The sequence below is a fragment of the Corynebacterium mycetoides genome, assembly GCF_900103625.1.
Lineage (GTDB): Bacteria > Actinomycetota > Actinomycetes > Mycobacteriales > Mycobacteriaceae > Corynebacterium > Corynebacterium mycetoides.
In genome coordinates, this window is record NZ_LT629700.1 from 692,200 (window position 1) to 717,233 (window position 25,034).

The 25,034-nt window shown below is 67.9% G+C and carries 27 protein-coding genes and 7 tRNA genes; 13 read left to right on the forward strand and 21 right to left on the reverse strand.

Annotation, left to right across the window (positions count from 1 at the left end; genetic code table 11):
* Positions 1-93: 93 nt before the first annotated feature.
* From BLS40_RS03425 to BLS40_RS03485, 14 genes are all read right to left on the reverse strand, one after another.
* Complete coding sequence (locus BLS40_RS03425; protein WP_092152115.1) at positions 94-957, reverse strand: acyl-CoA thioesterase; 864 nt, start codon at positions 955-957, stop codon at positions 94-96.
* A 22-nt stretch (positions 958-979) separates the two neighbouring features.
* Positions 980-1,459 carry a hypothetical protein gene (locus BLS40_RS03430; RefSeq protein WP_231908505.1) on the reverse strand — a complete coding sequence of 160 codons (480 nt, stop codon included), beginning with the start codon at positions 1,457-1,459 and terminating at the stop codon, positions 980-982.
* On the reverse strand, positions 1,459-2,559 hold the full coding sequence (locus BLS40_RS03435; protein WP_092152119.1) for a glycosyltransferase family 4 protein: 1,101 nt from the start codon (positions 2,557-2,559) through the stop codon (positions 1,459-1,461). Before BLS40_RS03435 ends, BLS40_RS03430 begins: the two co-directional genes overlap by 1 nt.
* A 6-nt stretch (positions 2,560-2,565) precedes the next feature.
* A complete protein-coding gene (locus tag BLS40_RS03440) occupies positions 2,566-3,456 on the reverse strand; it encodes a phosphatidylinositol mannoside acyltransferase (RefSeq protein ID WP_092152120.1) in 891 nt (296 codons plus the stop codon).
* Between the two features lie 26 nt (positions 3,457-3,482).
* The gene (pgsA, locus tag BLS40_RS03445; protein ID WP_092148766.1) at positions 3,483-4,124 is read right to left on the reverse strand and encodes a phosphatidylinositol phosphate synthase; all 642 of its coding nucleotides are present in this window, start codon (positions 4,122-4,124) and stop codon (positions 3,483-3,485) included.
* A complete protein-coding gene (locus tag BLS40_RS03450) occupies positions 4,117-4,695 on the reverse strand; it encodes an HIT family protein (RefSeq protein WP_092148770.1) in 579 nt (192 codons plus the stop codon). The genes pgsA and BLS40_RS03450 overlap by 8 nt, the downstream gene beginning before the upstream one ends.
* Positions 4,676-6,748: a threonine--tRNA ligase gene (gene thrS / locus BLS40_RS03455; RefSeq protein WP_092148773.1), complete on the reverse strand. Its 2,073-nt coding sequence runs from the start codon at positions 6,746-6,748 to the stop codon at positions 4,676-4,678. The genes BLS40_RS03450 and thrS overlap by 20 nt, the downstream gene beginning before the upstream one ends.
* A gap of 89 nt (positions 6,749-6,837) precedes the next feature.
* On the reverse strand, positions 6,838-8,067 hold the full coding sequence (locus tag BLS40_RS03460) for a Dyp-type peroxidase (RefSeq protein ID WP_092148776.1): 1,230 nt from the start codon (positions 8,065-8,067) through the stop codon (positions 6,838-6,840).
* A gap of 8 nt (positions 8,068-8,075) precedes the next feature.
* Positions 8,076-8,645 (reverse strand): copper chaperone PCu(A)C, encoded by a 570-nt coding sequence (locus tag BLS40_RS03465; RefSeq protein ID WP_092148778.1) that lies wholly within the window; start codon positions 8,643-8,645, stop codon positions 8,076-8,078.
* On the reverse strand, positions 8,642-9,136 hold the full coding sequence (locus BLS40_RS03470; RefSeq protein ID WP_231908506.1) for a copper resistance CopC family protein: 495 nt from the start codon (positions 9,134-9,136) through the stop codon (positions 8,642-8,644). Before BLS40_RS03470 ends, BLS40_RS03465 begins: the two co-directional genes overlap by 4 nt.
* A 1,197-nt stretch (positions 9,137-10,333) precedes the next feature.
* Positions 10,334-10,585: a hypothetical protein gene (locus tag BLS40_RS03475; protein WP_092148784.1), complete on the reverse strand. Its 252-nt coding sequence runs from the start codon at positions 10,583-10,585 to the stop codon at positions 10,334-10,336.
* Positions 10,586-10,635: 50 nt separating this feature from the next.
* Positions 10,636-11,097, reverse strand: a complete 462-nt coding sequence (locus BLS40_RS03480) for a hypothetical protein (RefSeq protein ID WP_092148787.1) — start codon at positions 11,095-11,097, stop codon at positions 10,636-10,638.
* The gene (locus BLS40_RS10935; protein ID WP_157672435.1) at positions 11,094-11,324 is read right to left on the reverse strand and encodes a helix-turn-helix domain-containing protein; all 231 of its coding nucleotides are present in this window, start codon (positions 11,322-11,324) and stop codon (positions 11,094-11,096) included. Before BLS40_RS10935 ends, BLS40_RS03480 begins: the two co-directional genes overlap by 4 nt.
* Before the next feature lie 489 nt (positions 11,325-11,813).
* Positions 11,814-11,885: transfer RNA gene (locus BLS40_RS03485), tRNA-Val, on the reverse strand.
* 222 nt (positions 11,886-12,107) lie between these two features.
* Here BLS40_RS03485 and BLS40_RS03490 point away from each other — a divergent pair.
* The 9 genes from BLS40_RS03490 to msrB all read left to right on the forward strand — a co-directional run bounded on the left by BLS40_RS03490 (position 12,108) and on the right by msrB (position 15,036).
* A tRNA-Gly gene (locus BLS40_RS03490) sits at positions 12,108-12,180 on the forward strand.
* A 49-nt stretch (positions 12,181-12,229) separates the two neighbouring features.
* A tRNA-Val gene (locus BLS40_RS03495) sits at positions 12,230-12,301 on the forward strand.
* A gap of 26 nt (positions 12,302-12,327) precedes the next feature.
* Positions 12,328-12,403 (forward strand) — tRNA-Gly (locus BLS40_RS03500).
* A gap of 33 nt (positions 12,404-12,436) precedes the next feature.
* Positions 12,437-12,510, forward strand: a tRNA-Cys gene (locus BLS40_RS03505).
* A gap of 20 nt (positions 12,511-12,530) precedes the next feature.
* Positions 12,531-12,602, forward strand: a tRNA-Val gene (locus BLS40_RS03510).
* Between the two features lie 26 nt (positions 12,603-12,628).
* Positions 12,629-12,704 (forward strand) — tRNA-Gly (locus BLS40_RS03515).
* Positions 12,705-12,719: 15 nt separating this feature from the next.
* Positions 12,720-13,379 carry a dihydrofolate reductase family protein gene (locus BLS40_RS03520; protein WP_231908507.1) on the forward strand — a complete coding sequence of 220 codons (660 nt, stop codon included), beginning with the start codon at positions 12,720-12,722 and terminating at the stop codon, positions 13,377-13,379.
* A 30-nt stretch (positions 13,380-13,409) separates the two neighbouring features.
* Entirely contained in the window at positions 13,410-14,678 is a 1,269-nt protein-coding gene (locus tag BLS40_RS03525) for a glycosyltransferase family 87 protein (protein ID WP_092148793.1), read from the forward strand.
* Positions 14,617-15,036, forward strand: coding sequence for a peptide-methionine (R)-S-oxide reductase MsrB (gene msrB, locus BLS40_RS03530; protein WP_092148796.1), 420 nt, complete (start codon positions 14,617-14,619; stop codon positions 15,034-15,036). Before BLS40_RS03525 ends, msrB begins: the two co-directional genes overlap by 62 nt.
* On the opposite strand, the gene hemQ is transcribed toward msrB, so the two are convergent.
* Positions 15,033-15,740 (reverse strand): hydrogen peroxide-dependent heme synthase, encoded by a 708-nt coding sequence (hemQ, locus tag BLS40_RS03535; protein WP_092148799.1) that lies wholly within the window; start codon positions 15,738-15,740, stop codon positions 15,033-15,035. The genes msrB and hemQ overlap by 4 nt on opposite strands.
* A 120-nt stretch (positions 15,741-15,860) precedes the next feature.
* Between hemQ and BLS40_RS03540 the strand changes: the two genes are divergently transcribed.
* Both BLS40_RS03540 and BLS40_RS03545 read left to right on the forward strand, forming a co-directional pair.
* On the forward strand, positions 15,861-16,502 hold the full coding sequence (locus tag BLS40_RS03540; RefSeq protein ID WP_092148802.1) for a DUF3000 domain-containing protein: 642 nt from the start codon (positions 15,861-15,863) through the stop codon (positions 16,500-16,502).
* Positions 16,502-17,692: an HRDC domain-containing protein gene (locus BLS40_RS03545; RefSeq protein ID WP_092148805.1), complete on the forward strand. Its 1,191-nt coding sequence runs from the start codon at positions 16,502-16,504 to the stop codon at positions 17,690-17,692. Before BLS40_RS03540 ends, BLS40_RS03545 begins: the two co-directional genes overlap by 1 nt.
* On the opposite strand, the gene dxs is transcribed toward BLS40_RS03545, so the two are convergent.
* The 4 genes from dxs to dut form a co-directional block, all read right to left on the reverse strand.
* A complete protein-coding gene (dxs, locus tag BLS40_RS03550; protein ID WP_092152122.1) occupies positions 17,689-19,605 on the reverse strand; it encodes a 1-deoxy-D-xylulose-5-phosphate synthase in 1,917 nt (638 codons plus the stop codon). The two genes, BLS40_RS03545 and dxs, sit on opposite strands and share 4 nt — an antisense overlap.
* 103 nt (positions 19,606-19,708) lie before the next feature.
* Positions 19,709-20,947 (reverse strand): class I SAM-dependent RNA methyltransferase, encoded by a 1,239-nt coding sequence (locus BLS40_RS03555; RefSeq protein ID WP_092152124.1) that lies wholly within the window; start codon positions 20,945-20,947, stop codon positions 19,709-19,711.
* Entirely contained in the window at positions 20,940-21,836 is an 897-nt protein-coding gene (locus BLS40_RS03560; RefSeq protein WP_092148808.1) for a DUF3710 domain-containing protein, read from the reverse strand. Before BLS40_RS03560 ends, BLS40_RS03555 begins: the two co-directional genes overlap by 8 nt.
* A gap of 61 nt (positions 21,837-21,897) precedes the next feature.
* A complete protein-coding gene (gene dut, locus BLS40_RS03565) occupies positions 21,898-22,368 on the reverse strand; it encodes a dUTP diphosphatase (protein WP_092152126.1) in 471 nt (156 codons plus the stop codon).
* Positions 22,369-22,429: 61 nt separating this feature from the next.
* On the opposite strand from dut, the gene BLS40_RS03570 reads away from it, so the two are divergent.
* Entirely contained in the window at positions 22,430-22,924 is a 495-nt protein-coding gene (locus BLS40_RS03570; RefSeq protein ID WP_092152128.1) for a DUF3093 domain-containing protein, read from the forward strand.
* Between the two features lie 3 nt (positions 22,925-22,927).
* Here BLS40_RS03570 and BLS40_RS03575 read toward each other — a convergent pair whose 3' ends face one another.
* Together BLS40_RS03575 and BLS40_RS03580 are read right to left on the reverse strand one after the other, a co-directional pair.
* Positions 22,928-23,218 carry a DUF4193 domain-containing protein gene (locus BLS40_RS03575; protein ID WP_092148811.1) on the reverse strand — a complete coding sequence of 97 codons (291 nt, stop codon included), beginning with the start codon at positions 23,216-23,218 and terminating at the stop codon, positions 22,928-22,930.
* 126 nt (positions 23,219-23,344) lie between these two features.
* Positions 23,345-24,181, reverse strand: coding sequence for an inositol monophosphatase family protein (locus BLS40_RS03580; protein ID WP_092148814.1), 837 nt, complete (start codon positions 24,179-24,181; stop codon positions 23,345-23,347).
* Positions 24,182-24,237: 56 nt separating this feature from the next.
* Here BLS40_RS03580 and ppgK point away from each other — a divergent pair, with 56 nt between their 5' ends.
* Positions 24,238-24,999 carry a polyphosphate--glucose phosphotransferase gene (gene ppgK, locus BLS40_RS03585; protein ID WP_092152130.1) on the forward strand — a complete coding sequence of 254 codons (762 nt, stop codon included), beginning with the start codon at positions 24,238-24,240 and terminating at the stop codon, positions 24,997-24,999.
* Positions 25,000-25,034 lie beyond the last annotated feature (35 nt).

A 25,034-nucleotide genomic window follows, 5' to 3' on the forward strand; every position in this document is an offset into this window, starting at 1 on the left:
AACCCAGTGGTCACGGCACGGCGAGATTGTCCTTATCTAACTTCGCACAAGTATACGCACACCCCCGACACGCCCCGGGAGCGCTGTGGCCGCTTAGGCGCCGGAGGAATCACGCGCGGGCGCGGTCGTCTCCCGCAGGGTGCGGGTGAGTCCTTCCTGGACCGTCACGGCGACCAGGTTGCCCTGTCGGTCGTAGATTTTGCCCTGGGTGAGCGAGCGGCCGTGGTGCGCCGACGGGGAGCTCTGGTCGTAGAGCAGCCAGTCGTCGGCGCGGAACGGGCGCAGGAACCACATCGCGTGGTCGAGGGAGGCCATCTGCACCTTGTCCTCGGGGTGCGGCACCATCGAGGAAAACAGCAGCGTCATGTCCGACATGTATGCGAGGGTGCAGATGTGGAAGGTCTCGTCGTCCGGCAGGCGCTCCTTGGAGCGGAACCACACCACCTGCTGGCCCGCGGCGCGGTTGTCCCGCTCGTAGCTCGTGGCCGGCGCCACCCGGATGTCCCAGTCGGACCACTCCGTGATCAGGCCTGTGAGGCCCTGCGGCAGCTGGTCAGGGCTCAGCTCGAGGTCCTCCGGGTCGGGCGCGGGGCGCATGGCGTCGAAGTGCTCGGGGCCCTTGTCGTCGGTGACGTGGAAGCTCGCCTGCATGGAGAAGATGGCCTCTCCGTTTTGGATCGCCTCCACCGTGCGGGTGGAAAAGCTGCGGCCATCGCGGATCCGCGACACCATGTAGACGGTTTCCTCGTTGGCCTTGCCGGCGCGCAGGAAGTAGCCGTGGAGGGAGTGGACGCGCTTTCCCTCCTCGACGGTGCGTGTCGCCGCGACGAGCGCCTGGCCGGCGACGTGCCCGCCGAAGGTGCGCACGAACACGGTGGAGTCCATCGCGCGGCCGCAAAAGATGTCCTTGTCAATACGTTCGAGATCGAGAATCGCTTGGATGCTGGGTGCGCTCATGCCCATGTACTCTACAACCGCGCTAGACACTGGCGGCGCTGAGCGAAGCGTACTCGGGCAGCTCCGCCGTGCCCCCGAGCCGCAGCAGCCGCACGGGCGCCGTAAGCCGCACCGCCCGCGTGTCGCTGACCGCCTCGTTGTAGAAGCGCAGCGCGAGCATCACCCGGGTGTCAGCGTCCTCGAGGTCGCCTTCCCGCTCACCGCCGAGCAAGCGCTTATCGACGTCCGCCCGCAGCGCGTCCTCCGCCTCCAACCGGTCGCTCAGGTTTCGCGGCGTGAGCTCGATGAGCTCGGCCGCTCGGGCCCGCGCGGCCAGCTCCGGGACCGCGACCGCGATGACCGCGCAGCGGCGGTCGAGCGCGGCCTGGAGGGCGTCACGTGAGCGGTCGAGCCGGATGTGGAGTCTGTCCAGGCGCCTCGCCGTGAGGTACGCCCATAACGCGAAAGCCGTCACCGCAACGATGACGAGGATGACGAGAGGTACCCACAGGGGCGTTCCCACTATCCCAGCCTCACTTTCTCCGAGCCCACCTGGCCGATCACGGTTTCGTAGACCGCCATGATGCGGCCCGCCACCTGCGCCCAGTCGTAGTCCTGGGCGCGCCGCGACCCGGCGGCGGCGAGTGCGTGGCGCGCCCGGGGGTCGTCGATAAGCAGGCGCAAGTGCGCGGCGAGAGCGCCCGCGTCGCCGGCGGTGAACAGCACCCCGGCGGGCGAGGTGCCGGCGGCGTCGCAGACGGCGGCGAAGGCCTCGATGTCGCTGGCCACCACCGCGCACCCGGCGGCCATGGCCTCGACGAGCACGATGCCGAAGGACTCCCCGCCGGTGTTGGGGGCCACGTAGATGTCGGCGCGGCCAAGGATCGCTGCCTTCTCGGCCTCGCTGACGCGGCCGACGAAGTCGACGCCGTGCGCCGGCGGGTGGTCACCGCCGCCGATGACGGTGAAGCGTGCCTCCCGGCCGAGGCGCGCGGCGGCGTCGAGGAACACGCCCAACCCCTTGCGCGGCTCGTCGAGACGCCCCAAAAAGACGATCTCCACCGGCGCACCCTCCGGCCTGTCTGTGCGCGCGCTGCAGTACAGCGACGTGTCCACGCCGTTGGGGATGAGAACCGGGTCGGTGCCCACCTGCTCCACCTGCCACCGCCTGGCCAATTCGCTCACCGCGATGCCGCCGCGGATCTTCTCCAAGCTCGAGCGCAGCACGGGCAGTACGGCCTTGAGCGCGAGCGAGGACGTCGCCGACGCGTGGTAGGTGGCCACAATGGGCCCCTGCGCGGCGCGCAGCGCGGCCAGCGAGTAGCTCGGCGAGTTCGGCTCGTGGATGTGCAACACGTCGAAGTCGCCGTGCGCGATGAACTGCCGGGTTACCTTCCGCACCTTCGGGCCCACGGCGAGCCTGGCGACGGAGCCGTTGTAGCGAATCGGCACGGACCCGCCCCCGCGGGTGACAAAATCCGGCACGTCGGCCGCCCCCGTCGCCGGGCCGAGGACACGAACGTCGTGCCCCTGCGCGCGGAACACACGCGCCAGGTCAAGGACGTGGGCTTGAACTCCCCCCGGCGCATCGAAGGAGTACGGGCACACCATACCAATGCGCACGGGCACTCACCGCAGCTCCCGGCGGCGGGAGCGCTTCGGCTTATCCACCGGCCACATCGGCTGCAGCATGTGCCAGTCTGCGGGATGCTCGGCGATGTTGGCGGCGAAGCGGTCGGCCAATCGCTGCGTGGTCTCCGCCACGTCCGTCACCTCGATGGGGGATTCGGCCTTCAGCCCCCACGCCGGGTCCCGGTCCGTGCCCTCGAACCAGGAATGCACGGGCAAAAGCGCGGCGCCGGTATCAATCGCAAGTTTTGCGGGGCCCGCCGGCATCGTGGTCTCCTCCCCGAAAAACATCACCGGCACCCCGGACGAGGTCAGGTCGCGCTCACCCATCAGGCAGACGATCCCGCCCGATTCCAGCACCTCGCGCAGCCGCTCGTACGGCGCCTCCCGCCCGCCGGTCAGGGGCAGGACCTCGAAACCCAGGGATTCCCGGTAGCGCACGAACGCGTCGAACAGGGACTCGGGCTTGAGGCGCTCCGCGACGGTGGCGAAGGTGCCGTAGTTCTGCACCAGCCACATGCCCGCCATGTCCCAGTTGCCCGAGTGCGGCAACGCCAGGATTACGCCCTTGCCCTGCCCGTACGCGCGCTCGAGGTGCTCCAAGCCCTCGATGCCCTCCCGGATCCGTTCGACAACCTCCGGGTCCCCGGCGAGTGTCGGCAGCCGGAACGCCTCCTTCCAGTACCGTGCGTACGAGCGTACCGATGCCCGGACGAGGTCCTGGTCGACGTTTTCCACGCCCACCACGCGCGCGAGGTTGCGCCGCAGCATCTCCATGCCCTTGCCTTTGTCCGACGCCCAGTCCGCGCCCAGGCTAAAGAGGGTATCGGCCACGCGCCCCGGCAGGCGGCCGATAATTTTCCAGGCGGCGATGTACGCCGCAGCGGTCATCTGCTCCCTGAAGAATTCGTTGCGCGTCACCGCGGCGCTCCTTCCGGGGGCGCCATGCGGTCGTGGGCGTGGGGATCACGGGCGGCAAGCACCAGGCGCTGGACCACGGTGATGCCGGATCCCACCAGGAGAACCCACATCGCCCCAGCCAGCGCGCCGGACACGCCAGCACCCTCCAGCACCAAACCCACGCAGGCGGCGATGAGCCGCTCGGGGCGCTCGATAAGCCCGCCGACGATACGCAGCCCCCCGGCTTCGCCGCGGGCCTTGATGTAGCTGGTCACCTGCGCGAGCACCAGCACCGCCAGCGTCACCGCGACGGTCACCGACGGGGCGCCGTCGACGTAGATGAACCACAGCGCGATGGCGCCGAAGAGCGCTCCGTCGGTGATCCGGTCGCAGCTCGCGTCCAGCGTCGCCCCGAACGCCGTTCCCCCGCCGCCCAGCCGCGCCATCGTGCCGTCGACCATGTCGAACGCCGCGAAAAACGCCGATAGCAGCGCCGCCCACACCAGGTGGTCGAGCGGGATGAGCACCACGGACACGAGGACCGTCGCCACGGTGCCCACCAACGTCGTCACATTGGGGGTCAACCCCGCGCGCAGGAGACCCCGCGCGACGGGCTCCACTACTACCGCCGCCGGTTCGCGGCCGTGCACACTAAGCATCGGTGCCTCCTCCGTTTTCCGGGGTGCCGGGCCAGGCGTCGGCAAGCAATTTCCGCGTGTCCTTGAGCAGCTGCGGCAGGACCTTGGCACCCCCGATGACCGTCATGAAGTTGGCGTCGCCCGCCCAGCGCGGCACAACGTGCAGGTGCAGGTGGTCACCGACGGACCCGCCCGAGGCCTTGCCCAGGTTGAGCCCGACGTTGATCGCCTCCGGGTGCGAGACGGCTTTGAGGGTGCGGACCGCCTTCTGCGCGAACTCCATGAGCTCGCGCGACTCCTGATCCGTGAGGTTCTCCAGTTCCGCGACCTTGCGGTACGGCACGACCATGAGGTGGCCGGAGTTGTAGGGGTAGAGGTTGAGCAGGGCGTACACCGTCTCACCGCGGGCGACGATCAACCCGTCCTCGTCACTGCCCTGCGGCGCGGCCACGAACGGGTCCTGGAAGCGGTCGCCGTCCACGGCCTCGGTGATGTACGACGACCGGTAGGGCGCCCACAGCCTCTCCAGACGGTCCGGGGTGCCTACGCCGGAGTCCACGTGCGGCTCGCCGTTATCCCCTGCGCGCTGCAACGGATTCCTCGCTCGGCTGCTCGTTGATGTGCTCGTCCACCCATGCGCTGATGATGTCCACCGCCTCAGCCACGGGCACCCCGTTGATCTGGCTGCCGTCGAGGAAGCGGAAGCTCACCGCGTCCGCCTCCACGTCGCGCGCGCCGGCGAGCAGCATGAACGGAACCTTGGACGTGGTGTGGTTGCGGATCTTCTTCTGCATCCGGTCATCCGAGTGGTCCACCTCCGCGCGGATCCCGCGGGCACGCAGCCGCTGGGTCACCGCGTCGAGGTGGGGGGCGAAGTCGTCCGCGACGGGGATGCCCACCACCTGGTGCGGGGCGAGCCACGCCGGGAACGCACCCGCGTAGTGCTCGAGGAGAACGCCGAAGAAGCGCTCGATGGAGCCGAAGAGGGCGCGGTGAATCATCACCGGACGCTTCTTTGTGCCGTCGGAGGCGGTGTAGGTCAGGTCGAAGCGCTCGGGCAGGTTGAAGTCGAGCTGCACGGTGGACATCTGCCACGTGCGGCCGATGGCGTCGCGCGCCTGCACCGAAATCTTCGGCCCGTAGAACGCCGCTCCCGCCGGATCCGGCACGAGCTCGAGGCCGGACTTCTCCGCCACCGACTGCAGGATGGAGGTTGAGCGCTCCCAGATCTCGTCGTTGCCGATGTACTTGTCCGGGTCCTTGGTGGACAGCTCCAGGTAGAAGTCGTCCAGGCCGTAGTCCTGCAGGAGGGAAATGATGAACTCGAGCACACTGGTCAGCTCGGTCTCGAGCTGGTCCTCGGTGCAGTAGATGTGGGCGTCGTCCTGGGTGAATCCGCGGGCGCGGGTCAGGCCGTGGATCACACCCGACTTTTCGTAGCGGTAGACGGTGCCGAACTCGAACAGCCGCAGTGGCAGCTCGCGGTAGGAGCGCCCGCGAGAATCGAAGATGAGGTTGTGCATCGGGCAGTTCATCGGCTTGACGTAGTAGTCCTGCGGCTGCTTAACCACGTTGCCGTCCTCGTCGGTTTCCCCGTCGAGCTTCATCGGGGGGAACATGCCGTCCGCGTACCAGTCCAGGTGGCCCGACTTGGAAAACAGCGTCCCCTTGGTCACGTGCGGGGTGTTGACGAAGGAGTAGCCGGCCTCGAGGTGGCGGCGGCGCGAGTGGTCCTCCATGGCGAGGCGGACGATGCCGCCGTCCGGGTGGAACACCGGCAGGCCCGAGCCGAGCTCGTCGGGGAAGGAGAACAGGTCCATCTCGTTGCCCAGGCGGCGGTGGTCGCGCTTCTCGGCCTCGCGGAGCATGTGGAGGTGCTCGTCGAGACGCTCCTTGGATTCCCAGGCGGTGCCGTAGATGCGCTGCAGGCCGGCGTTGTTCTGGTCCCCGCGCCAGTAGGCCGCCGACGAGCGCGTGAGCGCGAACGCCGGGATGTACTTGGTCGTGGGCACGTGGGGGCCGCGGCACAGGTCGTGCCATTCGACGTCCCCGGTGCGCGGGTTGACGTTGTCGTAGTGCGTCAGCTCCCCCGCCCCAACTTCGGTAGCCTCGTCCGAGTTCGGGTCGACATTTCCCTTGTCGTTGATCAGCTCGAGCTTGTAGGGCTCGTCTTTGAGGTCCTCGGCCGCCTCCTCGGCGGAAGCGTAGACGCCGCGGACGAACTTCTGGCCCTGCTTGATGATCTTCTTCATCCGCTTTTCCAGCGTGACCAGATCCTCCGGGGTGAACGGCTCCGCGACGTCGAAATCGTAGTAGAAACCGTCGTTAATCGCGGGGCCGATGCCCAGCTTGGTACCCGGGAACTCCGCCTGCACGGCCTGGGCGAGGACGTGCGCCGCGGAGTGGCGGATGACGGAGCGTCCGAGCTCGGTGTTGGCGGCAACCGGCATGAAGGTGGCGTCGGCGTCGGGCACGTGCGAGAGGTCTTTGAGCTGGCCGGTTTCGTCCTGGACGCACACGACGGCGTCATCGCCCTTGTTGGGGAATCCGAGGTCCTTCATCGCGGCGCCGACGGCGGTGCCGGCGGGCACGGTGAAGGGCGCCAGTTCTACGGCGGTCTGTTCGCTGGACTCGGGGTGTGACATGGTCGGATGCGCTCCTTTTGCGCTCACGGGGTGCGACATACCTGGCCGCACCCCTGCATGAATTTTTCTCGTCGAGACAGCGCCCCATCCTACCCGCGGCGGGCGGACAGGACGGACTCGCCCCAGTACTCGTCGCGGCCTTTTTCTAGCCCCGTGCCCGGGGGAACCCAGTACACGGCGGAGCCGATGTGGGTGATCCACGTGTTGAGGCGGTCGACCTCGTCCAGGCGGGCCTGCACGGGCACGAACTGCACGTCGGGGTCTTTTTGGAACGCGATGAATATCAGCCCCGCGTTGGACAGCTTCCCGCTGCCGGGGTCGGGCGGGAGGCTGTAGTTGTACGGGCGCCGCTTGAACCGCTGCTCCGGGTGGTCGGCCGGCGGCATGGACCGCGCCATGTGCGAGTTCTTGTCGATCACGGGCAGGCCGAACCCGTCCGTCGCCCCCATGTCGGGCGCGGTGAATTCGCCGCCGCCCGACAGTGGGGCCCCGGTGTCTAGGGTGCGGCCGACCGCTTCCTCGCCTGACGCGCGGTCGAGCAGCTCCCACTCGTCTAAATCCATCGCGATTCTGCGCACCACGAGCGAGGTGCTACCCGCGAAGCCGTCCGGCCCGTCGATCCACACCTGCTCCGCGTACTCGGTGTCCGTGCGCGGATTGACCGTGCCGTCGACCTGGCCGAAGAGGTTGCGCGGGGTCTGCCCCTGGGGAGCGGTGCCGCGGGCGTTCATGAATCCCTGCTGCACCCAGGCGACGGACACGTAATCCACCCCGGCGCGCGTCATGTGCCGCAGTGCCCAGGCGCACGTGACGGGGTCGTCGGAGCATATCTGCAGGACAAGGTCGGTCTGGCCCCACGCCGGGTCGAGCCGGTCGCGGGTGAACGCGGGGAGGTCGCGCAGCCAGCCCGGCGTGCGCTCGGGTGCGGCGACGGCGAACACTTTCGACCCGAAGCCGCAGGTGATCGTCAGGTTTGCGGGCCACTGGTTCATCTCTGTCTCCAGGCTGCCCAGCGGCGTCTCCCCGGAGCACAGGGCGCGAGCGTCGGCCGTCCACACGCGCATCAGCCGCGCGATCGCGGCCGTGTCGGCACCCTCGCGCAGGTTGAAGCCGACGAGATTAAGGCTCGATTGCGTCGGGGTCTCGATGCCGGCCTGGCGGGCGCCGTCGAAGGCCACCACCGCGCCCTCGGGAACTTCGCCCTCGCTTGTCGACGCCCGGGTGACACCCCCTTCCCCACACCCGGCGAGCATCCCCGCCGAAGCAGCCGAGGCGGCCGAGGCTGCCGAAGCGAGGAAGATGCGACGTGAGATCGGCATTGTTGCACCTAGTGGTTCATGTGGTCAGCATGGTCAGCATGTCCCGCCATGTCGCCGTAGCTCTCGTGGCCGGGACTCATGCTGCGGACCTGCACCCCGGGCACGTCGATGTCGCCCGCGTCGGTATCGAGGGTGAGATCCACCGTCTCGCCCGCGGCGATCTCGGAGGGGAAATCCAGGATCATGAGGTGGAACCCGCCCGGTGCGAGCTCGACCGATTCTCCTGCGGGGATAACAAGGCCGCCGTCGACCGGGCTCATGACGCCGTTTTCCGTCTTGTGGATCTCGTAGCGCGCGTCGCCCAGCGAGGTGCTGAACCCGCGCAGCGTGATGTCCGCTGCGGTCGGGTTGGTCAGCGTGCCGAAGATCGCGGTCATCGGCATCTCCTCCCCCGCCTCCTTCGCGCGGACCACGGCGTTGTCGAAGGTGAGCGCGGCGGCTGTCGCGGCGGAGGTCTGAGCAGAACTGGACGGCTCCGCCGTGGGACGATCGCTCGGCGAGCACCCGGCGAGGAGCGAACCCGCCGCGGCGATCGCGGCAACTGTTGTGATAACGCGGTTGTTCAGGTCTACGGTCACTTCCTGCCGGTGCGTGCGATGGCCGCGGCGGCAGCACCGCCGACAACGAGGACCCCGATAAGCGCCCACAGCCACGTCAGGTTGCGTCCCGGCTGTTCCTCCTGCTGCTGCTGCTCTTGCTGAGCCTCGTCCTGCCGGCTCGCCGTCGCAGGCTGCCCCGTCTCCTCCGCCGGCGCGTAGGTGAAACTGGTCATGCCCTTGGTGGCGTGCCCGTCGGAGGAGATGATCTGGAACCCGAGGGTGTACTCACCGGGCTCCGGGTCGACGTTGCCCGGGACGTCCAGGCTGACCGACTGGCCCGCAACCGTCGGCTCACCCGAGAGCACCACGTCGCCCGTGTCGGCACGGGACAGCGCGAATGTGTTGAATCCGTCCTGCACCTGGCCAGAGAATTCGAGCGTGAGGGTGTCAGGGAAATCCGCTACCACTTCCCCGTCTGCCGGAGAGCCGCCGACCACGGCGTCATGCGCCGCGGCGAGAGGCGCCGACACAAGAGCGAGGCCACACGCTAGGCCGGCGGCGGCTGCCCGGCGCCGGGTGGCACCGGGCGATGCCGGAAGCGTTGTGGGCGTCCTGAACACCGTCCGCATAGGGATTCTCCTTTAACCGATGTCGAGATGGTCTGATTAATAGTCGGTGAACTCACCCGGTTAGTTCCCCGCGTGACGCACCACACATCGCTTGGTGCGGGAGTTTGAAGGCCCTGTGCCCGCTCAACGCAACCGGCCCGTTCGACCGGAACGGCTGCGGAACGTCCTGATAGGGCCCTCATACGCATTCCGGTCGAACAGCCTCAGCAGCCGCCACCTTAGCTATCGCCTGCTCGAGCCACACCGCGACCCTCCGGCGTCCATGGCGCATCACCCCTCTGCCGACGTCGCTTGACGCCGCCCTCTCCATGCTTTCCGCGAGGCCCTTCGGCGAATCCCCCTACCAGCGATGGGACTCTCCGAGGAAAACCCGGGATCGTGGCCACGCATGCGCAGCTAGCTAATGTCGCCACCGTCGCAGCCTTCCTCCCCTTGGCCGCCATGGCGGGGATGTGCGCGCTGACAATTATCCGCCTGAGCTCAAAAGCGCCAGGCTGGGCCGAACCCGCCACACGGGTGGCGCTCGTTGTCTCCACACTCGTGGCCATAGTCAGGCGGCGCCCAGCCCCTGTGGTCCGATTTTCCCAGTCGCTACCTAACTAGAGCCAGCCTGTTCGACCGGAACATCCCCGAAGCCCCCCAAATAACACTCTCATGCGCCTTCCGGTCGAACAGAGGTTGCGGGCCCACACTCAAAACCCGGGCCGGCTCTGGCGACCCGGGCCAGAAACCGTTCTGGGGTGCTTGGTTGGGTTTGAACCTCGCACCAAGGATTCGGAGAGTCGCTAACGATGCATGTACTGTGCGCCTGGTTAAAGGGCCGCGAAGCACCTCAAAGTAACTGCAGCCAAGCTACGCACCCACGCCCAATGGATGAGGCTGCAATTCTGGCCCCAGAAGCTCCTTGAGGGGTTACTCCTAAGCGGTGGTGATTGTCCTACCAGTGATGACTGGCCGCAGTCAGGGAAGACGATCTGGGCAAATCGGGCACATCATGCCGTCACGTACTGGGCACATGAGTGGCGGCGTGCTCGTTCGGCGTCCACAGAAGCTCGTTGAGAACGTAGACCTCGGGGTCGGCGTTGAAGTCGGGGCGCGTCATGGCGCGGGGGCGACGGTGGTAAGCGCCAGTAGCGCGCTCGTGTTTCCCGCGCCCCGGTCACCGGGCAGGGGCGACGTCCGCGTCAGATCACCAGTGGCGGCGATCATCGAGCCGTGGGTGTAGTTGGTCGCAATGCGCTCCGCCAGCGGCCCGTCAGCATAGGCCTCGGTGTCTAACAGCCACCACGGGTTGTCTGGGTCGCGGGAGGATAATACGCAGCCGCACGCGCGGCGTGTGTGCTTCGTCATCTCGCGTGGGCGAGCCGTAAACCTCTCGCGTGGCACTGCTACTGCTGTATCTATTGCTGGGCGTCGACGTAGTCAAGGGGCGGGCACTTCTCCCACATGTCGAAGGCGTGCTCCCTGGCGGCCTCGGCCTCTTCAAAGCTCATCCCGGCATACGGGTCCGAGGAGATCATGGCCACCAGGGCATCACCGTCGTCGATGACGCCGCTGTCGATTAACTCTTGGGTGTGCCGCCGCTCGCGCTCATTGGCGTACAGATCCGCGCAGGGGTCCGCTCCAGTAAGGGCGATTTGCTCCCGCCGCCATGCCTCCTGCGCCTTCTCGCCCTCGTCGCTGAAGTCGTAAGCTGCCTTGTTCACGAGAACTCCGAAGGCGAGCAGCACAAGGCTTGCCGCGATCAACATCATGATGGGAAAGATGCTAAAGATGATGCCGGCAATGAGTCCGTTGTAACGGACACGAGCTCTGACGATTCCCAAAGCTCCGAGCACGACGACGGCGGTCAGCAGATTCATGGGTGCTCCTCCAGGGCACGGTAAATGGTTGATCGACTCACACCGTATTGCGTTGCCAAGACACTATTGGCCTCTCCGGCGGCCGCGCGCGCCAGAACTTCGCACACGCGTTCGGGTGAAGAAGCTTTCACGCACGCATACCTTTCCGCCTGCTTTGCGATCACCATTTCCTCCGCCTGCCGCTCCCAGGCCGGCCCGCGCTCACATCCGGCGAAGTTCTGGGCCAAGGACCTGCACTCCTTGGGTCACGCCTGCCACCGCGGAGGCCTATCACGAACAGGCACAGAGTTGGCGTTCAGAGATTCAAGTCGTGCTTGAAGCGACGGGATCATCCCAGCGTGTAGGGAACCGACTGGGGATTGCGGACAGGATGCGCTCGCGCATCTGGGATCATCCCCGCGTGCAGGGAGCCGACACCTAAGCGAAGTCCGCTACTCCGGCTACCCCGGGGCTGTGAGTCCGCCAAGTGGCTTCCCAAACAGGAAGGAGAGGGAATTGCGCCTTTAGGTCGTGGCCAGCAAACAGTCGCACGCGTGGATAGTGCGCCCGCTATACCTCCCTCATCTGGTCACCCCTACCCGAAGCCTTTCCTGTTCGACCGGAACGTCCCCGAAGCCCCCTAAACCGCCGGGCGCGCGCCTTCCGGTCGAACAGCCCCGGAGGGGCCAGACACAAAAACCCGGGCCGCACGCGCGACCCGGGTCACAAAACATCTGTGGTCCTAGCTGGGTTCGAACCAGCGACCTTTCCGGTGTGAACGGAACGCTCTTCCACTGAGCCATAGGACCGAATCTGGAAGGAGACTTTACACGGCACCCTCGAATCACCCTAATCCGCAGGTCAGGGCGCGCATCACAGTAGAACCCCGCGCACGTCGCCTCGCCAGCGGATCACACCGGTGTCATTCGCTTAACCCACGCACATTCGGCCCCTGACCTTGGCGATTTGTGATTGGCCCGACAAAGCGGTTAATGTTCTATCTCGCACAACACGTCAATCGTGCGGTGTGTGCGGATGTAGCGCAGTTGGTAGCGCATCACCTTGCCAAGGTGAGGGTCGCGAGTTCGAGTCTCGTCATCCGCTCTCGGCTCCTTTAGCGGGCCGAACAATGCAATATCCTGCAAAATTGCACGCGCGTTTAGCTCAGCGGGAGAGCGCTTCCCTGACACGGAAGAGGTCACTGGTTCAATCCCAGTATCGCGCACCGAGTGCCCCACCACGGGGCCTCACGCGGATGTAGCGCAGTTGGTAGCGCATCACCTTGCCAAGGTGAGGGTCGCGAGTTCGAGTCTCGTCATCCGCTCCAAGTACATACAGCGTACTTTGGGGGTAACTCCACGGTGGATTGGTCGAGTGGTTAGGCAACGGTCTGCAAAACCGTGTACACGGGTTCGATTCCCGTATCCACCTCCAAGCCATCGAATGGCTTTTACGCGCGATTAGCTCAGCGGGAGAGCGCTTCCCTGACACGGAAGAGGTCACTGGTTCAATCCCAGTATCGCGCACCGAGTGCCCCACCACGGGGCCTCACGCGGATGTAGCGCAGTTGGTAGCGCATCACCTTGCCAAGGTGAGGGTCGCGAGTTCGAGTCTCGTCATCCGCTCCACGTACTATGTCGCCCATGACTCCCTCGGATCTCATCGGGCCCACACTCACCGCCGACCAGCCGGAGTTCCGGATGGTGGCGGTGATGTCGTTGTTCGGGGCGTTGTCGCGCGCCGGCACCTCCGGTTCCATGGGCAACGACCTCGACGCCCGCCTTCTGGCGGCCCTGCGCGAGTGGTCGGACTGCGTCCTCGTCAGCGCGTCCACGGTGCGCGCGGAAGACTACGGGCCAGCCTCGACGCAGTTTGCGGTCCTCTCGCGCACGCTGGACTTCGACGCCTCGGCGCGCTTTTTCGCGGGCACTCCCCCGCTGATTCTGACTCCGCAAGCATCGCTCACCGACCCCGCCCTCGGCCCCGCGCGCGCCGCGCTGGAGCAAGCGGGAGCCCAGCTCGTCGGCACCGGCGCGGGAACGGCCGCGGAGGTCGTGGCGGCGCTGCATGCCAGGGGGTTGCGGCGGATCTCCTGCGAGGGCGGGCCGAAGGTGTATTCCGCGATGCTCTCCGGTGACGTGGTGGATGTGGTCCACGTGACGGTGGATCCGTCGATAAGCGGCAGCGATGCGAACTACCTCCCGCCGCTGGAGGCGCGGGGCGCGATGCGCCGCTTTACGCTCGAATCCGCCGTCAGCGACGATTCGGTGCTCTTTACCCGCTACCGGCGGGTGCGCCCCTGAACGGTTCGGGCCCCCGGTACGGTGTGTCCCATGGAAAAGCTCGCGTCCCTCTGGGTGGACCCGGACCCGCGCCCGAGCGCCGCGCCGGCGCGCACCGTGGCCAACTACGTCGCCTGGCCGGTGGCGGCGCTCATCGTCATCCACCGCGTGGTGGTGCTCGCTTGGACGGGCTCGCCTACCGACGACTTCACCACCGTGTGGTCCGCCGCACGGCGATTCGTGGACCGGGTGCCGGTGTATGACGAGATATACCACCACGTCAACCCGCACTACCTGTACAACCCGGGGGCGACACTTCTGCTCTCGCCGCTGGGCCTGACCGGCAACCTTGATGCGGCTCGCTCGCTGTTCATCCTCGCGAACGCCGGCGCCATCATCGCCGCGCTCGCGTGGCTGACGCTGCGCTCCGGGTTCCGGCTGTCGCACCCGGTGTTCCCCTTCGTCGTCGCGGTGGCGTTTCTCACGGAATCGGTCACCAATACCCTGGTGTTCTCCAACATCAACGGCATTCTCCTGCTGGCGCTCGTGGCTTTTCTCGATCTGTTTCTGCGGGGACGGCCGTGGGCGGCCGGCCTCATATTGGGTCTGGCTATCGTGGTCAAACCTATGTTCGCGCCGCTCATCGTCTTGCCGCTCATGCGGCTGGAGTGGCGCACTCCCCTCGTGGCCGTCGCCGTGCCCGCAGCGCTCAACGCCGTCGCCTGGCCGCTTACCCCCGGGGCCGGGGACTACGTGTCCAAGGTCATGCCGTACCTGTCCGTCACCCGCGACTACGCGAACGCCTCGCTGGCGGGTTTCGCGGCGTACTACGGCATGCCCGGCTGGCTGCACGTCGCCGTATTCGCCGCCCTGGCCGCGGCTGTGGCCGTGGCCGTGCTTGGGCTGGCGCGCTACCGCTACAGCGACGAGTGGCTCTGGGCGGCAGCGAGCTCCGGCGTGCTCATTGCCGGGGTGTGCCTTCTGTCGTCGCTCGGCCAGGCGTATTACTCCATGATGCTATTTCCGGCGATCTTCACGGTCTTCCGCCCGCTGAGCCCCATGCACACCGCGCCGGTGTGGGTGGGAATAGCCGTCTTCCTCTCACCGTTGCAGTGGACGACACACAGGATGCCCAACGTAGGGGCGAACCTCGATATTGCCCTCGTCACCGCCGCGTGGAGCGTGTTCGTCATCGCGATCGCGGCGTGGGTAGTGTCGGTGTCAACTAACAGATCTACTGCTAAAAAGGAGCCCACACATGACACAACCGAACTTCCTCAACTGGACCGAGGACCAGTGGCGCGCCAAGCTCAGCGATGAGGAATACGCCGTCCTGCGCCAGGCCGCCACGGAGCGCCCCGGCACCGGCGAGTACGTAGACACGGAGACGGAGGGCATCTACCGGTGCCGCGCCTGCGGCGCCGAGCTCTTCCGCTCCACCGAGAAGTTCGACGCGCACTGCGGGTGGCCGTCGTTCTTTAGCCCGCTTGCGGGCAACAGCATCATCGAGCGCGAGGACCGCAGCCTGGGCATGGTGCGCACCGAGGTGCTGTGCGCGAACTGCGGATCCCACCTCGGCCACGTGTTCGCCGGCGAGGGCTTCGACACCCCCACCGACCTGCGCTACTGCATCAACTCCGTCTCGCTGACCCTCGACGAGAAGCCGGTCGAGCGCTAGGGCAGGACCCTGACGATCTCGCCGATGTCGGCGACACGGCGGCCGGTCTGGAACGGCACCTCCTCGCGCACGTGCAGGCGCGCCTCGGTGTAGCGCATCTTGTGCATCAGGTCCGAGATGCGGGAGAGGTCGTCCGCCTCAAAGGCGAGCATCCACTCGTAGTCGCCGAGCGCGAACGCGGAGACCGTGTTCGCGCGCACGTCCGCGTAGTCGGCCGCGGCGCGGCCGTGCTCGGCGAGGATGCGGCGGCGCTGCTCCGGCTCGAGGATGTACCAGTCGTAGGAGCGCACAAAGGGGTAGACGGTGATCCACTCGCGCGGCTCCTCCCCCATCAAGAACGCGGGCAGGTGCGTGCGGTTGAACTCCGCGGGGCGGTGCAGCCCGTTGCCGATCCACCCCAGCTCAAGCACCTGGCCCAGGGTGGTGGTGCGGCGGAAGTCCGCCAGCGCCTTCTGCAGCTGCTCGAAGTGCTCCGCGTGCCACCAGATCATCACGTCGGCGTCGGAACGCGTGCCGGTGACGTCGTAGATCCCGCGCACCGTCACCTCCCCCGCGCCGTCAAGGTCGGCGAAGAACGCACTCGCCTGCGCAATAATGTCCTCGCGATCTGTTGCCAGGGCGCCGGGGATGGCGCGGAAGGTCACCCACTGGGTGTAGCGCTGTGTCTTGTTCAGTGCCTCGTAATCCACCTGATTATCACTCATGACACTCCTTTCCCGCCCCCACGGTGAGGGCATAGTTCTCCGTCAACCCTACTCGTTCACGCGCGCCCAACGGCGCGCCTTACCCCGTTCGCGCGGGCTCACCGTTAGCGTGAAGCCGTGATGAATCCCGAGACCTCCTCTCAGAGCACCTCACCGCAGGCCGGAGCCGGCGAAAGCGGCGAGAAATCCGCCTCGCCTGCGGAATTCACGGCCGCGGTCGAGTCGATGCACGCCGCCACGCTGCGCAAAGAAATCACCCTGGGCACGATCCGCCCCCCGCAGCGACCGGCGCAGTTTAGCCACGCTGTGGGTTTGGAAGTCTCCCGCGGCGAGCCCGAGTCCGCGCACGCGGTGCCCGTGGATTCCGAGGGCGACGCCTTCGGACGACTCATCCTGCTGCATTCCCCCGACGCCGAGGAGGCCTGGGAGGGATCCATGCGCCTTGTCGCCTACATCCAGGCGGACATGGATGACGCCGTCGCCGCCGACCCGCTGCTTCCCGACGTCGCGTGGCAGTGGCTCACCGAGTCGCTGGCCGACAACGGTGCCGGCTACACCAACCTCGGCGGCACCGTGACCTCCACCTCGTCCGTGCGCTTCGGCGAGATCGGCGGCCCGCCGCGCGCGTACCAGCTAGAGATGCGTGCGTCGTGGACCGCAGACGGGCTCGATCTATCCCACCACGTGGAGGCATTCGCCACCGTCCTCGCCCACGTCGCCGGCCTGCCGCCGGAGGGCGTGGCCCAGCTCGGCCCGCGGTAGTGCGCTTTTCGCTTGTCAGCGACCCCGTGGCGTTCCGTGATGCCGCCGACGCCCTCGCCGCCGGGCGCGGCCCCTTCGCGCTGGACACGGAGCGCGCCTCCACGTACCGCTACGACGACCGCGCGTTCCTAGTCCAGGTGGCGCGCAGAGACGCAGGCACGTTCCTCATCGCACCGGAGGGGCACCGGGACGCAGTGCGCGCGGCCTTCGCCCCGGTGCTGAGCGGGGCCGACTGGATCCTGCACGCCGCCGGCGAGGACCTGCCCAGTCTGCGCCTTCTGGGCCTGACACCGGGCACGCTGTTCGACACCGAGCTCGCGGCGCGCCTCGCGGGGTTTGCACGCCCCAACCTGGCCGCAATGGTGGCCGAGTTTACCGGCGTCGAGCTGGAGAAGGGCCACGGCCGCGAGGACTGGTCCCGCACCCCGCTGCCGCGGGCGTGGCAGGAGTACGCCGCCGACGACGTGGAGTACTTGAACGACCTCGCAGAGGGCCTGGCCGAGTACCTGGACCGGGACGGAAAGCTTGAGGCGGCCGCGCAGGAGTTCGACCACCTCATGTCGCTGCCCCCGCCCCCGCGCAAGACGTGGCGCGACATCAAGGGCATTACCACGGTGCCCCCTGGCCTGGGCACGCGGATCGTGCGCGCGTTGTGGGAGCACCGCGACGCCCGCGCCCGCGCCACCGACACCTCCCCCCACGCACTGCTGGCCTCAAAGGTGATCATCCAGATCGCGCGGGCCCGTCCCCGCACCCCCGGCGCACTAACTCACGTCCCGGGCTTTCCCGCGCGGCGGCGCGGCGCCGTCGACGAGTGGTTCGCGGTGCTCTCCCGCGTCTACGACGCCCCCGAGGACCTTTCGCCCGCGGCCGACCTCGGCCCTGCTGAGACGGAGCCGCCGTCTAAATCCGCCTGGCAGCGCCACCACCCGGAGTCGTGGGCGCGCCTCGTCGCGGCGCGCGACGGGGTGGCCGGGGCCGCGGCCAAGCTCGAGATTGCCCCGGAGGTTCTCCTCCAGCCGGCGGTGCTGCGCCGGGCAGTCTGGGACGGCGCCGACGGGGACACGGACCGCGTTGCCCGCCGGCTCGCGCGGCTTGGCGCGCGCCCCTGGCAGGTCGGGGCCGCGGCCCCGGTCGTCGCTAAGGGTCTCGCAGAACTTGAAGCTGAGCGTGCGTCAGAAACCGGTTAGTCGCCCAGGCCGCGCGCCCACTCGCGTATCTGCTCCTCGCCGGAAGCCGGATCGAGGCCGTACTCACGCAGAATCTCGGTGCGCGAGGCGTGCTCAGGGAAAATGTCGGGGAACGCCAGCTGGCGCAGCGGGGTGTCCACCTCGGCGGACGCCAGCGCCTCCGCCAGCGCGGAGCCCACTCCCCCGCGGATGATCCCGTCCTCGTAGACCACGACCATGTCGCTTTCCGCCGCCATGCCGACGAGCTCGGGGTTGACGGGGATGACCCAGCGGGGGTCGACGACGGTGACACGCAGCCCGTCACCCGCCACGTTCTCCGCCATCACCACCGCGTTTTCCGCGAAGCTGCCGACAACGACGAGCAGGATCTCCAGCTCGTCCACGTCCGCCTCGCCGGCCGGGCGGAACAAGACGTCCGCGCCCGATTCCAGCCTCTCGACCGCCTCGATGTCGGCGCCAATGTCACCCTTGGGGAAGCGCACGACGGTGGGACCCGCGGTGTGGTTGATGGCCTCGTTGAACTCCTCGCGCAGCCGGGCTGGGTCGCGGGGCGCCGCGATGCGGATGCCGGGGACGACGGAGGCGATGGCCAAGTCCCACACCCCGTTGTGGCTGGCCCCGTCGGACCCCGTCACGCCTGCGCGGTCCAATACGAGCGTGACCGGCTGGTTAATCAGCCCGACGTCCATGAGCAGCTGGTCGAAGGCGCGGTTGAGGAAGGTGGAGTAGATCGCCACCACCGGGTGCAGCCCGCCCAGCGCCATGCCGGCGGCGGAGGTCACGGCGTGCTGCTCGGCGATTCCCACGTCGAAGAAGCGGTCGGGGAACTGCTCGGCGAAGGGGGCGAGCCCCGTGGGTCCGGCCATCGCGGCGGTGATGCCGACAATGTCGGGGCGGGCGTGCGCCGCCTTGATCAGCTCCTCGGAGAACACGGACGTCCACCCCGGCGCGGCCTCGGTCAAGGCCTCGCCTGTGACGGGGTCAATCACGCCCGTGGAGTGCATCTGGTCGGCGACGTGGTTCACGGCCGGGGCGAAACCGTGCCCCTTTTCAGTGGCCACGTGGACGATGATGGGACCATCGTGGGTGCGGGCGTAGGAAAACGCCTGCAGCAGCGCCTTGATGTCGTGCCCCTCGACCGGGCCGATGTATTTCATGCCCAGCTCGGGGAACATCTCCGAGGGCACGACCTGGTACTTCACGCCCTCCTTGATGGCGCTAAGCGCCTCGAAGGTGCGCTCCCCGACCCACCCCATGGATTTCAGCGCCTTCTTGCCGGTCTCCATCACCTCGTCGTAGGAGCGCTGCATGCGGATCTGGGCGAGCTGGTCGCGCAGGCGCGTGAGGTTGCGGGCGAATCCGCCGATGGTCGGCGAGTACGAGCGGCCGTTGTCGTTGACCACGATAACCACGTTGCGCTCGCCCGCGGCGATGTTGTTGAGCGCCTCCCAACACATGCCGCCGGTCAGGGCGCCGTCGCCGACGACCGCCACGACGCGGTCTTCGCCGTCGCCGGCGAGCTCCTTGGCTTTGGACAGGCCGTCCGCATACGACAGGGCCGCCGACGCGTGGGAGGACTCCGTCCAGTCGTGCTCGGATTCGGAGCGCGACGTGTAGCCCGACAAGCCGCCCTTCTTGCGCAAGGTGTCAAACCTCGCGGCCCGCCCGGTAAGGATCTTGTGCACGTAGGACTGGTGGGAGGTGTCGAAGATGACGGGCTCGCGGGGCGAGTCAAAGACGTGGTGGAGGGCGAGAGTGAGCTCGATAACCCCCAAGTTGGGCCCGAGGTGGCCGCCGGTGGCCGAGACCTTCTCAATGAGGAGCTGACGGATCTCCGCAGCCAGCTCCTCGAGCTCGTCGAGCGTCAGGGGCTTGACATCATCCGGCGAAGTAATCGCGTCCAGAAGGTTCACGTTAAACTTCCGCTCCTTGTGCTCGTGATTTCGCGTGACCGTCACGCCAGCGCCTCCATTCCCACGGAGTCTACACTTCGCCTATACCGGGCAATATTCGCGGTCACCCGCGGGTGCGCGGGCGAAGCAGCGCGATGGTCTCGAAGTGGTGGGTGTTGGGGAAGGCGTCGATTAGCGCCACGCGCTCAATCTCGAACCCTCGCTCGCGCCAGTACCTGAGGTCGCGGGCGAAGGTGGCGGGGTCGCAGCCGACGTGGATCACCCGCTCCGGGCCGGCGTCCGCGATCATGTCCACGACGTCCTCGCCCGCGCCCGAACGTGGCGGGTCGAGCACCACCAGGCCGGGCTCGGGCAGCTCGCCTGGCTTTTCGACGTTCGCGTCACGCACCTCCAGATTAAATCCGTCCAAGGTGCCCTGCCGGGAGCGCGTCGCCGACGGCGAGTAGTCCACCGAGACGATCTTCTCGGCGCCGCCGAGCGCCGCGTCGATCGCGGGCACGAATACCCCGACCCCGCCGTAGAGGTCCCAACCGGTCCGCGTTGCGTAGCTTCCTGCGCCCCACGACGCGATGATGTCGGAGTAGGCGGCGGGTGCTGCGACGTGCGCCTGCCAGAACGCCGTTGCGGGGAACACGAACTCGTGCTCGCCGATGCGTTGCGCCACCGCGCCGCTGCCCTCGAGGACCTTATCCACCTTCTCCGCGCGCCGGCCGCGCTGCGCCCGCGTGGTTTCAACGACGTGGCGCTGCCCGTCGCTGTCGATCACCGCGATGACCTCGGAGCCGGGCGTGAAGCGCCGCGCGCCGGGGCCGACGAGGCCGTCGAGAAGCCCGGGGACGGTCTGCGTGCACGCGACGTGCGTCACCAGCTCCGCGGACCCCGCCTTGCGCAGCCCCGCGCGGCCGTCGGCGTCGACGCCGAGGCGCACCCGGGTGCGCCACCCCGTCGGAGGATCGAGGCGGATCGCGTCCACCTCCAGATCAGCCTCCACGTCGGCGACACGCCCCAGGGCGCCCAGCTGCCCGGCGAGGATCTCGCGCTTGTAGCCCAACTGGGCGGGCTGCGCGATATGGGAGTAGTCGCAGCACCCAGCCCCCGCCGCCGCGGCGGGGCAGGCGGGCGCGACCCTGTCCGGCGAGGCGTCGACGACCTGGGCGAGGTCCGCCCTCGCCCAGCGCTTCTTCACCTTGGTCAGTGCGGCTCGGACCGTGTCGCCGGGGATGGCGCCGGAGACGAAGACCACGCGGCCGTCGTCAAGCTGGCCAATGCCCTCTCCCCCGTGCGCCATCGCCGTGATCCGGCACTCGATGAGGTCTCCGGGCGCGGGATCCGCGCTACTTATTGTCCTCACCCGGCCGCGGTGTGGCGTTGAGCTCCATGATTTTCTGCATCGCCTCGCTCAGGGCTGTCGGCGTGCCTGCGGCGGGCGCCTGCTGGCCCTGGCCCGTGCCCTGCTGCATCGCGCGGGCCTGCACCGCCTGCTGCACCTGCTGCGCGAGCTGCTGCGGCAGCACGACCGGCAGAGAGTTGCCCGCGAGGATGGGATCGGTGCCGCGGTAGATGAAGCTGCGGGCCACCAGCTCGCGCCCGAGCGCGGCCATCTCCTCTTCCTTACCGTGCGGCGAGGCTAGGGTGACGCGGTAGAGCCACCGCGGCCCTTCCACCCCGATGATGCGGATGATGCCGTTCTGCCCGGTGCCGACAATCTCGCGGCCCCACGGCCCGGTTTCGAACGTCACCGGCATTCCCTCGGAGCGCATCCCGGCGGCGATCTCCTCGGAGGAGTCCTTCCACATACCCCCGGTGCGCGGCGCCGCGAACGCCACGGGGGTGGCGCGACCGTGGAAGGTGACAATATGCACCATCTTCGGGCCCGCGTCGCCCATTTCCACCTGCACCTGGGAGTCTTTGGGCAGGGGCAGCTTCATCGACCCGAGGTTGAGCGTGGCGTTGGAGAAGTCGGTGAAGTCAAAGTCGTCGATGCTGACGTTGTCGCCGTCGAACGGCCCCGTGCTCCCGCCCACCGCGTCGTGGGGGATGCTCACCGGATCAGCCGTCTCGCCCACCTCGGGCGTGCCGGCGGCGACCGCCGCGTCGGCCTCTTCCACGGCGGGGGTCGCGTCCGCGTCAGCGCGCAGGGCGGCGTCCTCGTGCGCGTCCTGCGCGGGCTCCGCGGGCGGCGTGTTGCCGCCGGGGGTGGAGTTCTTCTTACCAAAAGGCCACAGGGCCATAGAGTTCACCTTTCTTCGCTGTCAGAGCCAACAGTAGCGCCGCCGCGCGTAACGTGCGCCCCTAGTGCGTGCCGGTGGAGCCGTGTCCGCCGTCGCCGCGGTCCGTGTCGTCGAGCTCGTCAACCTCGGCGAATCCCACCAATTCCACCTTCTGCACCACCAGCTGGGCGATGCGCATTCCGCGCGTGATCTCGATCGGGGTGCGCGGGTCCGTGTTCATAAGGCACACTTTGATCTCACCCCGGTAATCAGCGTCCACCGTTCCGGGGGCATTCACAATGCTCAGGCCGTGCTTCGCGGCCAGTCCGGATCTGGGGTGGATAAGGCCCACCGTGCCGCGTGGAAGGGCGATGGCTATCCCGGTGCCCACCAACGCCCGCTCGCCGGGACCCAGCACCACATCCTCGGTGGACGTCAGATCCGCGCCGGCGTCGGTGGGGTGCGCACGCACGGGCAACGGTACCGCGGGGTCGAGGCGTTTGACGCGCACGGTGTCGCTAACGCCCGTTACTGTCCGGTTGAAGTCGCTCACCGCCCCCACACTACGGCAGCGGGTGCACACGGTCGTGGGCGCCTTCACTAAAGTTGCACGCGTGACTGTCTCCAGCGATTCCTCCGCACCCACCGTCCTCTACCGCGAGCGGCAATGGGCGCCGTGGTACATGTGGCTGGCGGGCGCGGCGTTGACCGTTTTGCTGTCCGCCCAGTTCGCCCTGAACCGCAACCTCTACTGGTTCTTCATCCCGCTGCTGGTCATCGGCGCAATTGTCGTGTGGTTCCTGCTGTGGCTCTCCCGCACGACCATCCAGGTCGACAGCGACCGGCGCGGGACGCGCTGGCTGCGTGTCGACGGCGCCCGTCTCCCCAATTCCGTGGTCAGCCGTTCCATCGTCGTCCCGAAGTCCGCGCGCCGTAACGCGCTGGGCAGGCAGCTCGACCCCGCGGCGTTCCTCGTCTCCCGCAACTGGGTCGACGAGCATGTGCTGCTAGTCCTCGACGACCCCGAGGACCCCACCCCCTACTGGCTCATCGCCTCACGCAATCCGAGCCAGCTTCTCGACGCTTTCGTGCCCGAGCAGCACGCCTAGCACCTACTCGCAGTCGAGGCAGATGTAGGTGTCCCCGTCGACATAGGCCAGGCGGTTCTTCTTCTGCACCAGGAAGCACGAGCTGCAGGTGAACTCGTCTTCCTGGCGGGGGACGACGGTCACGTTGAGTTCCTCGCCCGAGAGATCCTGGGCGGGCAGCTCGAAGGCGTCGACAATCTCGCCCTCGTCATCCATGCTGCTGCCGGCGACCTCCGCGGCCTTCAGGCCCTCGAGCGAATCGGCTTCAATTTCGTCGTCCATGCGGCGGCGCGGTGCGTCGTAGTCAGTAGCCATTTTCGGCTCTCCTTATAAGGTGCAGCGTGTTCACTTTGTGCGGAATACTAAAGCACCAAAGTGGCCCTGTCATCTTCGCAGGTCAGATCGGCAATTCCCCACTATTCACGCAGTAATAGCACCGTGCTAGCGCAGCGGTGGCACCCCGCCGGCGCGAGTGACAAGCGCCTCGAAATCCGCCCACACCCCGGGCGCCGCAGCGATGGTGAGCCCCCCGTCGTCACCGCTCGCGGACAGGCCCGGGTGGCGCACCACGGCGCCGGCCTCGCGCGCGATGATCGCCCCGGCGGCGTAGTCCCACGGGTGGATGCCGTGCTCGTAGTAGGCGTCGACACGACCGGCCGCCACGGCGCACAGATCCAGCGCGGCGGACCCCATTCGCCGGATGTCGCGGACCTCGGGCAGAACCCCGGTCACGATTTCCGCCTGTCGCGCCCGCCGGGAGGATACATAGGCGAATCCCGTGGCCACCAGTGCGCTCCTCAGATCTGTGGCTTCGGATGCGCGAAGCGGAGTCGTCTGCCCGCCGCGGTCAAGCGACGCACCGTGGCCGGCCGCCGCGGTGAACAGCTCCCCAGACACGGGGTTGCACACCGCCCCCGCCACCAGCTCGCCGCGCACCGCGACGCCCACCGAGACCGCGAACTGCGGCAGACCGTAGAGGAAGTTCACCGTGCCGTCGATCGGGTCGATCACCCACTCCACGCCCGTCGCCGACTCCGTGCGCGCGCCCTCTTCGCCGAGGATGCCGTCACCGGGGCGTCGCAAAGCGAGCTCGCGGACGATGAACTCCTCGCTGGCCTTGTCCGCGACGGTGACCGGATCGACCTGCGAGCTCTTCGTCTCCGCGGCAGCGAGTTCGCCCCGGTCGACGAGGGCCTCGCGCTGCCGCACCACAAGCTGCCCTGCGCGGGTGGCCAGCTCGGCGCACAGCTCCCGCAGTTGCGTGACATCAATTTCCATGACGCCATCTTGCATCGGTCAGCCGCGGCGCGCGAGACTTTTGTATGCTTGCCCGCATGACCAACCGCAGCCCGCGCGCACTCGGAATCGACGTCGGCGGCTCCGGCATCAAAGGCGCCGTGGTGGACCTGGACACGGGCGAGTTCGCGTGCGATCTCATCGTCATCCCGACGCCGCAGCCCGCGACACCCGACGCGGTGGCGGCCGCCATCGCGGACCTCGCGCGCCGTGCTTCCTGGGACGGGCCCGTCGGCGTCGCCCTGCCCAGCGTGATCAAAGACCAGGTTGCCCTGTCAGCCGCCAACGTTGACCCCGCCTGGGTGGGCACGAACGCGCACGAGCTGCTCGCCCGGCATCTGGGCACCGCGAGCATCTCCGTGCTTAACGACGCCGACGCCGCCGGCCTCGCGGAAGTCGCCTTCGGCGGGGCCGCGGTCCGCGACGGGGCCGTCATCTTCCTTACCTTTGGCACCGGCATCGGCTCCGCGTTTTTCGTCGACGGCGTCTTGTTCCCGAACACGGAGCTCGGGCACATGACCGTCGGCAATGCGGAGGCGGAGCACCAGGCGTCGTCCGCGGTCAAGGACCGCCTCGGCCTTTCATTCCCGCAGTGGGCCGGGCGGGTGGACACCGTCCTGCGGGAGTTCGAGCGGCTGTTCAACCCTGCCGCGTTCATCGTCGGCGGCGGAATCTCCGAGGATGCCGACGCGTGGGTGCCGCTTCTGACTGTGGACACCCCGGTCATCCCCGCTACGCTGCGCAACAGAGCCGGCATCGTCGGGGCCGCGATGGCTGCCGCGGTGCACCTCACCCCCTAAACAGACCCTCTCCCACGCGCGTGTCATCGCACCCG